Annotated in this window: 11 protein-coding genes; 5 read left to right on the top strand and 6 right to left on the bottom strand. The window is 56.4% G+C overall.

Going from position 1 to position 14218, the window contains the following annotated elements; translation table 11 throughout:
- Positions 1 to 48 precede the first annotated feature (48 nt).
- Together CKV94_RS06045 and CKV94_RS06040 are read left to right on the top strand one after the other, a co-directional pair.
- Complete coding sequence (locus CKV94_RS06045; protein ID WP_155733674.1) at positions 49 to 576, top strand: DciA family protein; 528 nt, start codon at positions 49 to 51, stop codon at positions 574 to 576.
- Positions 577 to 681: 105 nt separating this feature from the next.
- Complete coding sequence (locus tag CKV94_RS06040; protein WP_035580651.1) at positions 682 to 1056, top strand: DUF4431 domain-containing protein; 375 nt, start codon at positions 682 to 684, stop codon at positions 1054 to 1056.
- A 189-nt stretch (positions 1057 to 1245) separates the two neighbouring features.
- On the opposite strand, the gene bioB is transcribed toward CKV94_RS06040, so the two are convergent.
- The 6 genes from bioB to yaaA all read right to left on the bottom strand — a co-directional run bounded on the left by bioB (position 1246) and on the right by yaaA (position 9379).
- Positions 1246 to 2334 carry a biotin synthase BioB gene (bioB, locus tag CKV94_RS06035; RefSeq protein WP_003823784.1) on the bottom strand — a complete coding sequence of 363 codons (1089 nt, stop codon included), beginning with the start codon at positions 2332 to 2334 and terminating at the stop codon, positions 1246 to 1248.
- Between the two features lie 265 nt (positions 2335 to 2599).
- Positions 2600 to 3055 carry a hypothetical protein gene (locus tag CKV94_RS06030; protein ID WP_003823782.1) on the bottom strand — a complete coding sequence of 152 codons (456 nt, stop codon included), beginning with the start codon at positions 3053 to 3055 and terminating at the stop codon, positions 2600 to 2602.
- Positions 3056 to 3245: 190 nt separating this feature from the next.
- A complete protein-coding gene (locus CKV94_RS06025; RefSeq protein ID WP_003823780.1) occupies positions 3246 to 4565 on the bottom strand; it encodes an MFS transporter in 1320 nt (439 codons plus the stop codon).
- Positions 4566 to 5001: 436 nt separating this feature from the next.
- A complete protein-coding gene (gene mnmE / locus CKV94_RS06020) occupies positions 5002 to 6369 on the bottom strand; it encodes a tRNA uridine-5-carboxymethylaminomethyl(34) synthesis GTPase MnmE (RefSeq protein ID WP_003823778.1) in 1368 nt (455 codons plus the stop codon).
- Positions 6370 to 6474: 105 nt separating this feature from the next.
- On the bottom strand, positions 6475 to 7902 hold the full coding sequence (locus tag CKV94_RS06015; protein WP_003823777.1) for an amino acid permease: 1428 nt from the start codon (positions 7900 to 7902) through the stop codon (positions 6475 to 6477).
- A gap of 703 nt (positions 7903 to 8605) precedes the next feature.
- A complete protein-coding gene (gene yaaA, locus CKV94_RS06010) occupies positions 8606 to 9379 on the bottom strand; it encodes a peroxide stress protein YaaA (protein WP_035580935.1) in 774 nt (257 codons plus the stop codon).
- A gap of 170 nt (positions 9380 to 9549) precedes the next feature.
- On the opposite strand from yaaA, the gene leuE reads away from it, so the two are divergent.
- The 3 genes from leuE to carB all read left to right on the top strand — a co-directional run bounded on the left by leuE (position 9550) and on the right by carB (position 14116).
- Positions 9550 to 10203, top strand: coding sequence for a leucine efflux protein LeuE (gene leuE / locus CKV94_RS06005; protein WP_003823771.1), 654 nt, complete (start codon positions 9550 to 9552; stop codon positions 10201 to 10203).
- Positions 10204 to 10331: 128 nt separating this feature from the next.
- Positions 10332 to 10673, top strand: coding sequence for a hypothetical protein (locus CKV94_RS06000; RefSeq protein WP_003823770.1), 342 nt, complete (start codon positions 10332 to 10334; stop codon positions 10671 to 10673).
- Between the two features lie 233 nt (positions 10674 to 10906).
- Positions 10907 to 14116, top strand: a complete 3210-nt coding sequence (gene carB / locus CKV94_RS05995) for a carbamoyl-phosphate synthase large subunit (protein ID WP_003823769.1) — start codon at positions 10907 to 10909, stop codon at positions 14114 to 14116.
- Positions 14117 to 14218 lie beyond the last annotated feature (102 nt).

Genomic DNA, 14218 nt, shown 5'->3' with positions numbered 1-14218 from the left:
CAGCGGCAGTTTGCCTGTTTTCAGGTAGCCTCTTGATGAGGTTTTTAGGTGTATCCTGCCTGCTTTGCCATTGCCCAACTCCACTTTTCAGGTAGCCTTTATATGTCCGACCTCAACCGCCTCAACCCCGGCCGCCACAGCCTGCACAGCCGCGACAACCTCAGCCGCGGCGAATCGCGGCTGCACGACCTGATTATGCAGGCCGAAAGCTGGCGGCATACCGCCCAAGCACTGGAAGCACGGCTGCCGGCCAAGTTGCAGCAGCATTGCCGCGCGGTGCGGGTGCGCGAAGGGGTTTTGGTTTGGTATGCAAGCAACAATATGGCGGCGGCACGGCTGCGGATGCTCGCGGCGGGGCTGCTGCCGGCCTGGCGGGCGGTGTGCCCGGAGGTGCGCGAAGTGCAGGTGAAAATCAGCCCGCCGGAGCAGGAGCGGTCGAAAGAAAAACAAGCCAAACTGAGCCGCACCGCCGCCGAACAGTGCTTGGCCGCTGCGGATGATTTGGCACACCACCCGGAGCTGGCGGCGGCGCTGCGGCATTTGGCAAGGCATGCAGAGGAAGAAGGTGGTGAATAAGGCTGTGTTATCGATTCGGGAATAACAGCAACAGCGGTACGGGCTGCTTTTTTGCTGCGGTTGGGGTATGATAAGAGTTATGTATTTGTGTATAAGGAGAAAATAATGAAGAAGCTGTTTACTCTATTGCTGCTGTGTACATCCCTACCCGCCCTAGCCTATGAATACAAATATGGAGAATCGGTGGCATTCACAGGGAAATTACAAACGATGCGTGGCGGTTGGATGGCTATTGTGTTGGATAAGCCGATCACTGTTGTGCCAAAGCCTGGGGACGATGATGGTATAGACACCCCTGAAACAGGCGTGAGGACGATGCAGCTGGCTATGTCGTCTCCAGAGAACTTCCGACAGTATCAGCGGTTTAAAGGCAGGATGGCACGGGTACAGTGTGAAACGCTGTACCACTCTCACACTGCACACCATCAAACGCCTGTACTGTGCACGGTGGCCAGGATTTCTGCACCGGATAGACCGTAGGGTTGGTAATAAGACAACGTATGCCTACGCTATTGAGGTTGCTGATTGTTGCGTTTGCCTAGCCGTATATGGGACGCCCAATATCTTTCAGGTAGCCTCTCTCCTATATAAAAACAGCATGACACACCATCATGCTGTTTTTTGTTTTCCACTTCAGGCTACCTGAAAAGGCTACCTGAAATCTGAAACTCAATGTGCACAGCCGCAATGCCCGCCGCCGCAACCGCCGGCTGCGTGATGGTTTTCAGGTAGCCTTTCCGCCGCCTCGCCGGGTTCGGCATGATAATCCAGCGGCACCAAATCCAGCTTGGCCATCAGCAGGCGGTCGCCGTCTTCGTCGGGGTTTTCCGTGGTCAAGAGCTTGTCGCCGTAGAAAATCGAGTTCGCGCCCGCCATGAAACACATCGCCTGCATGGATTCGGACATATTGCTGCGCCCGGCGGAAAGGCGCACGAAACTCTTCGGCATGGTAATCCGTGCCACGGCAATGGTGCGGACGAACTCCGTCCAATCCAAATCTTCGGCATCGGCCAGCGGCGTGCCTTCCACTTTCACCAGCTGGTTAATCGGCACGCTTTCCGGCTGCGGGTCGAGGTTGGCGAGGCTGGCAATCAGCCCGGCGCGCTCGGCACGGGTTTCGTTCATGCCCACAATACCGCCGCAGCAGATTTTCAGGCCGGCGTTGCGCACCTTGCCCAGGGTGTCCATGCGGTCTTCGTGTTTGCGCGTGTGGATGATGTCGTTGTAACGCTCGGGGTCGGTGTCGAGGTTGTGGTTGTAATAGTCCAAGCCGGCTTTTTTGAAGTCTTCCGCCATGCCGTCTTCCAACATGCCGAACGTGCCGCAGGTTTCCATGCCCAAACCCTTCACGGCTTTAATGATTTCGGACACCACGGCCACATCTTTCGGCTTCGGCCCGCGCCATGCCGCGCCCATGCAGAAACGGCTGGCGCCGCGCGATTTAGCGATTTTGGCTTTTTCCACGATTTCGCCCACATCCATCATCTGCTCTTTGCCCAGATTGGTGTTGTGGTGCGCCGATTGCGGGCAGTAGGCGCAGTCTTCCGGGCAGCCGCCGGTTTTGATGGAAAGCAGGGTAGAGAGCTGGATTTCGCGCGGGTTGAAATTTTGGCGGTGGATTTCGGCGGCACGGAATACGAGGTCGAGAAAGGGCAGCCCGAACAGGGCTTCGACATCGCATTTTTTCCAATACTGCGCAGTGGGATGCGGCTTAGGCTCGGTTTGACGGCGCAAAGCCACCGGGGAGAGGGTGGTCATAGGAGAGTTCCTTCAATAAGAGTTTGCGGCGGCGCAATGTCGCCGACGGGCAACGCCGGGTCGCAATGTCCACGGCCTGCCCTGACTGATCGGAAGCTTTGTTCCGAAGGCGGCAAGTGTAGCCAAAAACCAAACGGCAGGCTACCTGAAATCCCCAAATCCCGTTTCAGGTAGCCTTGGGCTTAACAAACATGGGCTACCTGAAAATATCGGCAAAACCTATGCTGCGCAAGCAACAAGCCCACTATATTTGTTTTTCCCTATCTTACTCTGCCCGCTGTACTTCTTCGTATTTTCTATATGCTTCTTCTACCGCCTTTTTAGAAAGAGGTGCGCCGTATCGTGCACAATACTTAATAAATGGCGATACCCCTCTGGATACGGAAAATGACAAACCGGTAAATGAAACCACCTTTCCGTTTAGCCCCTGAGTTTTATGGCAATGCGGGCAGATTCCAAAAATAATAGTTGCAATAATAGTTATGGGCATGACTATAGGCATATAGTACATAAAAAATAAACCAATAGAATCTTTCTCTGTCAGAATCTCACCGGTATATATTTTTTGTATTAAAGCAATGATTCCTATAGCGGCAAACCCGTAAAAACCAAGCTTAGGGATCATCAACTTTCTCTGCATAGCATTGGCCAGCTTTAAATCCTGCTCTTTGTTGCTTTTGCTAATATCATATTTATAATTATATTTATCTATCTTATTCATGTTGCTTTGCCATTCGATAAATCATATCAAGTTTTATCATATCAGTTTCCCTTCCCAATCCGGCATGGCAGCCACCTATTTAAATTGGCAAGCTACGTCTGCCGCCTTTCAAATCTTCAGGTAGCCCCCAGCCGTCTTTAAAAAGGCTACCTGAAAATTTTTCAGGTAGCCTTTTTAGCGCTCCACCCCATCAATCCGCGCTGATTTCCTCCAGCGTGCGCCCCTTCGTTTCCTCACCCAGCAGCACGATCACCAGCACCACCGCCGCCAGCACCGCCGCAAACATCACGAAAATCCGCGCGAAACCGCCGCTGCCGCTCATACCGGCCACCACCATCGGCGCCACAATCCCGCCGATGCGCCCCACCGCGCCCGCCCAGCCCGAGCCGAAGGCGCGGAAGCGCACCGGATACAGCTCCGGCGTGTAAGTGTAGAGCACGCCCCACGCGCCCAGGTTGAAAAACGACATCAAACTGCCCCACAGCATGATTTCTAGCGTAGAGGCGCTTTGGCCGAAACAGTAGGCGCACACCGCACACGCGCCCAAAAAGCCCGCCAACGTGGCCTTGCGCCCGATTTTCTCCACCAGCACTGCCGCCGCAAAATACCCCGGCAGCTGCGCCAGAATCATCACCAGCACATATTCAAACGTTTTCACCACCGAATAGCCCTGCCCCGCCAACAGCTTGGGCAGCCAAGTGAAAATCCCGTAATAAGAAAACACGATGCCGAACCAAATCAGCCACAGCATCAGCGTGCGGCGGGCAAACGGCGGCCGCCACAGCTGCGCGAGGCGGATTTTCTCCTTCTTCTGCGCAGCCGGCACAATCATTTCTGCCGCCTGCGCCACGCCCGATTCCGCCTCCAAACGGCACACCAATTCGTGCGCCTCCTCCGCCCTGCCCGCCGCAATCAGATAAGGCACCGATTCCGGCAGCCGCTTCCACACCGCAAACGCATACAAAAGCGGCACCGAGCCCGCCGCAAACGCGCTGTGCCAACCGAATTTCGGAATCAGGAAATACGAAGCCAGCGCCGCTGCCAGCCAGCCCAAGCCCCAAAAACTCTCCAGCAGCACGATAAACCGCCCGCGCACCTTCGGCGGCGCATACTCGCTCACCAGCGACACCGCCACCGGCAGCTGTCCGCCCAAGCCGAAGCCCACCCAGAAGCGGAAAAACAGCAGCGCGGCCAAGTTCGGCGACAACGCGCACAAACCCGTGGCCGCGCCGTAGAGCACCATGGTGCCGGCAAACACATTGCGCCGCCCGAAACGGTCGGCCGCCCAACCGCTCAACACCGCGCCCAGCGCCATGCCCACAAAGCCGATGCTCACCACCCAGCCCGACTGCTGCGCACTCAAGCCCCACTCTTTAGCCAAAGTAACCAACACAAATGACACCATACCCGTGTCCATCGCATCAAACAACCAGCCCAGCCCGATTAAGACCAGCAGGCGGTAGTGGAAACGGCTTAAAGGCAGAGCATGAAGGCGCGACAAAATATCCATTGGGTTTCTCCTCGTGCAATGTGGAAAGGCTACCTGAAACACAGCGGCACAGTTTGAAAACATCGAAATGATATAGTTGAATTTATTTCAATTTCCAATAAGCCGTATCACTATATGCTTGGCATAAAAGCAGAATATGAATTGATAAATTTAACTGCACAAAAATAATAATAACTCGCATTATAACGAGCCATAACGGCACATGCCAGCCATTTGCCTCAAAGCGGCGGCAACCTGGCCAAGTTTCCCTTGCCCCAAATCCCCTCACCACCATGCTACACAAATTAAACATAATATCAATGTATTAAATAATGAAACACCTAATCCCAAACGGTTCTACCACGCAGAAAGGCTACCTGAAAATTCAGGTAGCCTTTCTCTTACCGCAAGCGGGAAACCAACCCGCAATGTGCGGTGTATCCGCCTTCCAAACGCTCTATTTGCCGATACAGAAGCGGCTGAAAATCACGCCCAGGAGGTCATCGGCGTTGAATTCGCCGGTGATGGTATTGCAGGCGTTTTGCGCCAGGCGCAGGTGTTCGGCGAAGAGTTCGAGCTGGTGGCGGCCGCACAGGGCGGCGAGTTCGAGCTCGGCTTGGGCGGCTTCCAGCGCGCGCAAGTGGCGGCTGCGGGCGAGAAACAGGCTTTCGCTTTCGCCCTGCCAGCCGATTTGCTGCAGCAATGCCTGTTTGAGCAAATCAAGCCCGGCGCCGTTTTTGGCGGAAAGTTTGATCAGGGTGTCGGCGCCGCTGGGCTGGCCGCTTTGCTCACAGCTTTCCGCCGCTTCGCCACTGAGGTCGATTTTATTGCGGATTTCGATGCGTTTGAGCCCGGGCGGCAGCTGGGCGAGGATTTTACAGGTAGCCTCGTTCAGCCCTTCGTTCGGGTCGATGAGAATCAAGGCCACATCGGCCTGCTGCACGGCTTGGCGGCTGCGCTCGATGCCGATTTGCTCCACCGGGTCGGTGGTATCGCGCAGGCCGGCGGTGTCGATGATGTGCACGGGGATACCTTCGAGCGTAATCTGCTCACGTACGGTGTCGCGGGTGGTGCCGGCGATGTCGGTAACGATGGCCACGTCCTCACCCGCCAAGGCGTTGAGCAGGCTGGATTTGCCCACATTGGGCGCGCCCACCAGCACCACGTTCATGCCTTCGCGCAAAATCGCGCCCTGCTCGGCTTGGGCAAGCACTCGGACAAGACGCTCCTGCAAGGCGGCGAGGCGCTCGTCCACCTTGGCTTCGGCCAGAAAATCGATGTCTTCTTCGGGAAAATCCAGGGTAGCCTCCACCAGCATGCGCAAGGTGATGAGCTCGTCCACCAGCTCGTGAATCTGTTGGGAAAACGCGCCTTTGAGCGAGCGCACGGCCAGGCGCGCAGCGGATTGGCTGGCGGCATCGATAAGGTCGGCCACGCTTTCGGCCTGCGCCAAATCAAGCTTGCCGTTTAAGAAGGCGCGTTTGGTGAATTCGCCCGGCTCGGCCGGCTGCGCGCCCAGCTCGAAGCAGCGTTGCAGCAGCATCTGCAACACCACGCGCCCGCCGTGGCCGTGCAGCTCGATCACGTCTTCGCCGGTGAAGCTGGCGGGGGCAGGGAAATAGAGCAGAAGGCCGTTGTCGATGGCTTCACCTGCGGCATCGACAAAATCGGTGTGGAGCGCACGGCGCGGCTGCGGGGTTTTGCCGCCGCTGATTTGCTGCGCCAGCGGCAGCAGCTGCTTGCCGGAAAGCCGGATAACGCCCACCCCGCCCTGCCCGGCGGCAGTGGCGATGGCGGCGATGGTGGAAGTGGATGGCGATGACATAAGGCTACCTGAAACCATAACAATAAAAAGCAATATAACACAACTACAAAAGGCTACCTGAAAACTTGAAACACGGTTTTCAGGTAGCCTTTTATATGAAGCGGCTTATTCGTCTTCTTCCTCTTCCTCGTCGCCCAAATCCACTTCCTCAAGCGGGATCACCCGGGTGCGGTAGCGCAGTTTGTGGTAGAGGTAGAAACCGAAGAATACAGGCAAGCCCATATAGGTCACCATAATCCGCTGCCAATCGATGGCGCCGCTCATCACCAGCTCGGTGTCCTGCCCCAAAATCACCAACACGCACAACACCAACGCAATCAGCGGGCCGAAGGGGAACCATTTGGCACGGTAATCCAAGTCTTTCAACTCAAAGCCCTGAGCGATATAGGCGCGGCGGAAGCGGTAGTGGCTGATGGCGATGCCAAGCCAGGCGATAAAGCCGGTGAGGCCGGAGGCCGCCACAATATACTGATACGCGCCATCGTTAAAAATCTCGATTAAAAACAGCGCTATCACCACCACGGCTGTGGCCAAAACCGCCCGCATCGGCACGCCGAAACGGTTTACTTTACGAAAACCTTTAAACGCCATGCCATTTTTACCCATGGCATACAGCATACGTGCCGAAGCATACATACCCGAATTGCCGGCGGAGAGAATAGAAGTGAGGATGACCGCATTCATCACTGCCGCCGCCATAGCCAAACCGGCGCGCTCAAACACCAACGTAAACGGCGATTTGGCGATTTCTTCCACGCTTTCCGCGCCCAACAGCTCCGGGCTGGTATAAGGCACGAGCAAGCCGATCACCAAAATAGCCAGGATGTAGAAAATCAGGATGCGCCAAAATACCTGTTTTACGGCTTTCGGGATGCTCTCTTTCGGGTTTTCTGATTCGCCGGCGGTGATGCCGATGAGTTCTGTGCCTTGGAAAGAGAAGCCGGCAATCAAGAACACACCCAGCATGGTTAAGAAGCTACCTGGGAAACCGCCGCCCAAAAACGGCGCTTCGCCCACGGTGAAATTGGTCAAGCCAACGTATTCGCCGCCCAACAGGCCGAAAATAGTGAGCACACCCACGCCGAGGAACACGATGACCGTAATCACCTTAATCATCGCAAACCAATATTCCGATTCGCCAAATGCCTTGACCGACAACAAGTTCAGCAACACAATCAGCCCAAAAAACAGCAGGCTCCAGCCCCAGGGCGGCATAAAGCGCATCGGTTCCCAATACGTGATCACCAGCGCGGCAATGGAAATATCCGCCGCCACCGTAATCACCCAGTTAAACCAATAGTTCCAACCCAAGGCATAACCCAGCGAGGGATCAACAAACTTGGCGGCATAAGTGGAAAACGAGCCGGACACCGGCAGATGGGTGGCCATTTCGCCCAAGGAAGTCATCAGGAAATACACCATCAGGCCGATGGCGGCATAAGCCACCAAGGCACCGCCCGGGCCCGCCATATGGATGGCGCTGCCGCTGGCCATAAACAGGCCGGTGCCGATGCTGCCGCCGATGGCAATCATAGAAAGATGGCGCGACTTTAAATGACGACGCACTTTGGTGCTGCCGGAAGAAGCCGGTGCGGGCGCCACGGCTACCGCCGCAGCAGAGTTACCATCGAAAGAACTCATTATTGGTTCCTTTCAAAAAAGCATATAGCCAAAATCTTTTCTGCCGCAAACCATTGAACGGCAAAGAAAAACGACTTTAGCTATACGTTATTACGCACACGCGGCGCGCCAGCACCGCAACTCAATTTTGGGCGGATTATAAACTCTGATCGCCCGCTGAAAAACCCATAATTTCCCCTAGCGGCCAAATCAGCCAAATTAGCTGCCTTTTTTAATTGACACATTACTCAACCAGCACCCAACCCGTTGCCCCGAAAGCCGCTTGATACCTGGCCTCACGCGCCAAGCAAGCCCCGCGCTGCCGCTGCGGCAAAACGTAACATAAAAACCACATTTGGCCAGCGGCCTCCGCAAAAATACTTGCAGGCTACCTGAAAATGCCCGGTTGGGTTTCAGGTAGCCTGCTTGATGTGGCGGCACGCGGTGCGGAACAATGCCGTTGCCGGTTGTCAAAGGGGAATAAAACAGCAAAGCCGATTAGTGTGGGCTCGACAAAAGGCTACCTGAAAACGCCGGCTCAAAATGAAAATGCCGCCCCGGCCGCACTTCCCAAATTTCAGGTAGCCTCCGCTTCTCCATCACGGCCTGCCGCGCATCACTGCTCGCCGCGTCGGAACACCCATTCGTTTTCCGAAGAAGCCGCCGCGCAGAAGGCGTAGCCCTCGCTATTGAAATCCAGCAGCTGCTCCGGCTCGGTGATGGCGCGTTCGGCGGCATAGCGCAGCATCAGGCCGCGGGCGCGTTTGGCATAGAAGCTGATGATTTTGTAGCGCCCGTTTTTCTCGTCTTGGAACACAGGGGTAATCAGGCGGCCGCCGAGTTTGGCCGGCTGCACGGCTTTGAAATATTCCTGCGAAGCCAGGTTTACCAACACATCGGTTTGCGCCTCGACCATGCGTTCGGCCAGCAATTCGGTAATCAGGCCGCCCCAGAAGGCGTATAAATCCTTGCCGCGCGGGTTGGTCAGCTTGGTGCCCATTTCCAAACGGTAGGGCTGGATTAAATCTAAGGGGCGCAACAGGCCGTAGAGCCCGGAGAGCAGGCCGGCATGGCTTTGCAGCCAATCAATTTGCGGCGGGGCAAGGCTCTCGGCATCGAGACCTTCATACACATCGCCGTTAAACAAATACACCGCCTGCTTGGCGTTTTGCAGGCTAAACGGCGGCTGCCAGGCCGCATTGCGCTCGGCATTGAGGCGGGCGATTTTGTCCGACACGCCCATCAGCGCCGACAAATCCTGCGGCGCCAGCTCACACAGTTGCGCCATCAGAATGGCAGACTGCTCAAGCAGCGCGGGCTGGCTGTGTTCCTTAGTGGGCGCGGCGGCGGTTTCGTTCAGGTTTTTAGCGGGCGAGAGGATGAAAAACATGGCGTTCTCTTTAATTAAGGTGTGCAAATTGGCGGGCAGTTTAGCCGCCTGCGGGGCAACAGGCAAACGACGGAATAAATCGGCGCGATAGTTTGCAGATAGTTTTCAGGTAGCCTTTACCCCGCCTACCTCATTAAAATAGCCGCCTCCATAAAAGGCTACCTGAAACCATGTTCGGCATCATCAACCCCCTCTCCTACCTGATCGGCACCATCATCCTCATCATCATGCCCGGTCCGAACAGCATGTTTTGCCTCTCCGTGGCCGCACAACATGGTGCGCGCAAGGCCTACCGCGCCGTATGCGGCGTGCTGCTGGGCGATTTAGTGCTAATCCTGCTCACCGTGCTCGGCGCCGGCACGGTGCTCAAGCTCTATCCCGCCCTATTTCACGCCATGAAACTCGCCGGCGGCCTCTATCTGGCCTACATCGGCTTCGGCCTCTTGCGCGGCGCAGTGCGCAAATGGTTTGCCCCGCCGCCCGTTTTGGCAGCCGGTTTGCCACCCACCCCGCCCGCCGGGCACATCTTCAAACGCGCCCTACTGCTCAGCCTCACCAACCCCAAAGCCATCCTATTTTTGCTGTCGTTTTTCGTTCAATTCGTCGATCCCGCCTATCCGCACCCCGCCCTCTCCTTCCTGCTGCTGGCACTGGTGATGCAAACCGTCAGCTTCAGCTATCTCACCCTGCTCGTTTTCGCCGGCCACCGCCTCGCCAACCTATTCCGCCGCCACCGCCGCGTTACCACCGCCTGCACCGCCGCCACCGGCCTGCTCTTTATCGGCTTCGCCGTGAGCCTGTGGCTGGCCGGAATCGAGTTTTAATTTAGCGTTTCAGCTAGCCTCATTCAGATAGAAATAACTGCTCAGGCTACCTGAAAAGCACAACAGATTGCCGTATAATTGGCAGCATTTGGCCTCGCGCTCCATCACTGCCGAATTAAGGAATCCCCATGCGCAAATTCATCCCCCTCCTCGCCGCCCTCGCCCTGTCCGCCTGCTCCAGCCTCGGCAACCAAGCCTTCAGCGGCGAAAGCGCCACTTTCGGCAGCGACAACATCCTACGCGACGACGTGCTCAAAGTCGTACGTACTGCCGAAGCCGCCTCGTTCAACTGCCGCAACATCGAATCCGTACACAGCAAAATCAACAGCGCCCACAAAGTGCACGGCCGTATGCAGGTGCGCGAAGTGTGGACCGTCCGCGCCTGCGGCCAAGCCCACCGCTACAACATCGGCCTCTTCGAAGACGCACGCGGCGAAACCGACTTCACCGTCGGCCTAATTTCCCGTTAAGCACCAAAGCAAGGCTACCTGAAAATAATGTCTTGCTGAGCAAGGCTGAGTTTCTGCGAGGCTAAAAAGGATTGGCCGATTTTCAGGTAGCCTCGTGAAGTAAACTAGTAGAATGTGTACCGCGTAACTCCCTCATGCGAGCTACGACTTGCTGAAGAATATCTTAATATAGAGCACAAGCAACCTAGTTACATATAGTTTTAAATAACTTGAAACCTCTAAGGTAAAACACCATGCCCAAACGTACCGACCTAAAATCCATCCTTATCATCGGCGCCGGCCCTATCGTTATCGGTCAGGCCTGCGAATTTGACTATTCGGGCGCACAGGCCTGCAAGGCTTTGCGTGAAGAAGGCTATAAAGTCATTCTGGTGAATTCCAACCCCGCCACCATCATGACCGACCCTGAAATGGCGGATGTTACCTACATCGAGCCGATTATGTGGCAGACGGTGGAGAAGATTATCGCCAAGGAGCGGCCTGATGCGATTCTGCCCACGATGGGCGGTCAGACCGCGCTGAACTGTGCGCTGGATTTGGCGCGCAACGGCGTGCTGGCGAAATACAATGTCGAATTAATCGGTGCAACCGAAGACGCCATCGACAAGGCGGAAGACCGTGGCCGCTTTAAGGAAGCGATGGAGAAAATCGGCCTCTCCTGCCCGAAATCCTTTGTCTGCCACACGATGAACGAAGCCTTGGCGGCGCAGGAACAGGTCGGCTTCCCGACGCTGATTCGCCCGTCTTTCACCATGGGCGGTTCGGGCGGCGGCATTGCCTACAATAAAGATGAGTTTTTGGCGATTTGCGAACGCGGTTTCGATGCGTCGCCCACGCATGAGCTGCTGATTGAGCAGTCCGTCCTCGGCTGGAAAGAGTACGAGATGGAAGTGGTGCGCGATAAGGCCGACAACTGCATCATTATCTGCTCGATTGAAAACTTCGACCCGATGGGCGTGCATACGGGCGACTCGATTACGGTTGCGCCGGCGCAAACGCTGACGGACAAGGAATACCAAATCATGCGCAACGCAAGCTTGGCGGTATTGCGCGAAATCGGCGTGGATACGGGCGGCTCGAACGTGCAGTTTGCGGTAAACCCTGAAAACGGCGAGATGATTGTGATTGAGATGAACCCGCGCGTGAGCCGTTCGTCCGCGCTGGCTTCAAAAGCAACAGGTTTCCCGATTGCGAAGGTGGCGGCGAAACTGGCTGTCGGCTTTACGCTGGACGAGTTGCGCAACGACATCACCGGCGGCCGCACGCCCGCGTCGTTCGAGCCTTCCATCGACTATGTGGTAACTAAAATCCCGCGTTTTGCGTTTGAAAAATTCCCCGCCGCAGACGACCGCCTGACCACGCAGATGAAATCGGTGGGCGAAGTGATGGCGATGGGCCGCACCATTCAGGAAAGTTTCCAAAAAGCCCTGCGCGGCTTGGAAACGGGCTTGTGCGGTTTCAATCCGCGCAGCGAAGACAAAGCGGAAATCCGCCGCGAACTGGCGAACCCCGGCCCCGAACGTATGCTCTTTGTGGCAGACGCGTTCCGCGCGGGCTTCACGCTGAAAGAAATCCACGAAATCTGCGCCATCGACCCTTGGTTCTTGGCGCAAATCGAAGACTTGGTGAAAGAAGAGCAGCAGGTAAGTGCAGGCTGCCTGCAAGATTTGGATTTCGCCGCCTTACGCCGTCTGAAACGCAAAGGCTTCTCCGACAAACGCATCGCCCAGCTTTTAGGCGTAAAAGAAAAAGCAGTGCGCGAACACCGCTACGCGCTGAAGCTGCATCCCGTGTATAAACGCGTCGATACCTGCGCCGCCGAGTTCGCCACCGAAACTGCCTACCTCTATTCCACTTACGAAGAAGAATGCGAGGCGCGTCCTTCCGACCGTAAAAAAGTGATGATTCTCGGCGGCGGCCCGAACCGTATCGGTCAGGGCATCGAGTTTGACTACTGCTGCGTCCACGCCGCTCTCGCCCTGCGCGAATCCGGCTTTGAAACGATTATGGTCAACTGCAACCCCGAAACCGTGTCCACCGACTTCGACACCAGCGACCGCCTGTATTTCGAGCCGCTGACGCTGGAAGACGTGTTGGAAATCGTCCGCACCGAAAACCCGTGGGGCGTGATTGTGCATTACGGCGGTCAAACTCCGCTCAAACTCGCCAACGCATTGGTTGAAAACGGCGTAAACATCATCGGCACGTCCGCCGACAGCATCGACGCCGCCGAAGACCGCGAACGCTTCCAAAAAGTGTTGAACGACTTAGGCCTGCGCCAGCCGCCCAACCGCATCGCCCACAACGAAGAAGAAGCGCTCGTCAAAGCCGAAGAAATCGGCTATCCGCTGGTCGTGCGCCCGTCTTACGTCCTCGGCGGCCGCGCTATGCAGGTTGTCCACTCCGCCGAAGAGCTGCAAAAATACATGCGCGAAGCCGTGCAGGTATCCGAAGACAGCCCCGTATTGCTCGACTTCTTCCTGAACAACGCGATTGAAGTCGATGTGGACTGCGTTTCAGACGGCAAAGACGTCGTTATCGGCGGCATCATGCAACACGTCGAACAGGCGGGCATCCACTCCGGCGACTCCGGCTGTTCGCTGCCGCCTTACTCGCTCAGCGAAGAAATCCAAGACGAAATCCGCCGCCAAACCAAAGCCATGGCGTACGCGCTGGGCGTGGTCGGCCTGATGAACGTCCAGTTTGCCGTGCAGGACGGCGTGGTGTTCGTGTTGGAAGTGAACCCGCGCGCCAGCCGTACCGTTCCCTTCGTCTCCAAAGCCACCGGCGTGCCGCTCGCTAAAGTCGGCGCACGCTGTATGGCGGGTATTTCCCTGCAAGAGCAAGGCGTGGAAAAAGAAGTCGTCCCCGATTTCTATGCCGTTAAAGAAGCCGTGTTCCCCTTCATCAAATTCCCCGGCGTAGACACCATCCTCGGCCCGGAAATGCGCTCCACCGGCGAAGTGATGGGCGTGGGCGAAACCTTCGGCGAAGCCTACCTCAAAGCCCAGCTCGGCGCAGGCGAACGCATGCCCGCCACCGGCAAAATCTTCCTTTCCGTGCGCGAAGAAGACAAGCCGCTTATCGTGAAAACCGCGCAAAACTTCCAAGCACTCGGCTACGGCGTTTGCGCCACACGCGGCACGGCAGGCTACCTGAAAGAGCACGGCGTGGTGGTGCAGGCAGTCAATAAAGTGCCCGAAGGTCGCCCGCACATTGTGGACGCGATTAAAAACGGCGAAATCGCGCTGGTGGTGAACACTGTCGCCAGCAGCCCGCAGTCCGTGGCCGACAGCCACAGCATCCGCCGCAGCGCCCTCACCCAACGCGTGCCGCAATACACCACCGTGGCCGGTGGCGAAGCCATGAGCGAAGGGATGAAAAGCTTCAACCTCCTCGGCGTATATAGCGTGCAGGATTTACTCGCCCGCTTGAAAGGATAAGAGGCTACCTGAAAATAGTAAAAAGGCTATCCGGAATATTACCGGATAGCCTTTTTGTTTCAATTTTGTAGCACGGGAGCATGAATGAGACACCTGCTGGGT

It is taken from the genome of Eikenella corrodens (genome assembly GCF_900187105.1).
GTDB lineage: Bacteria > Pseudomonadota > Gammaproteobacteria > Burkholderiales > Neisseriaceae > Eikenella > Eikenella corrodens.
The sequence above is the reverse complement of the archived record's forward strand: the minus strand, read 5'-3'. Positions and strand labels throughout refer to the sequence as shown.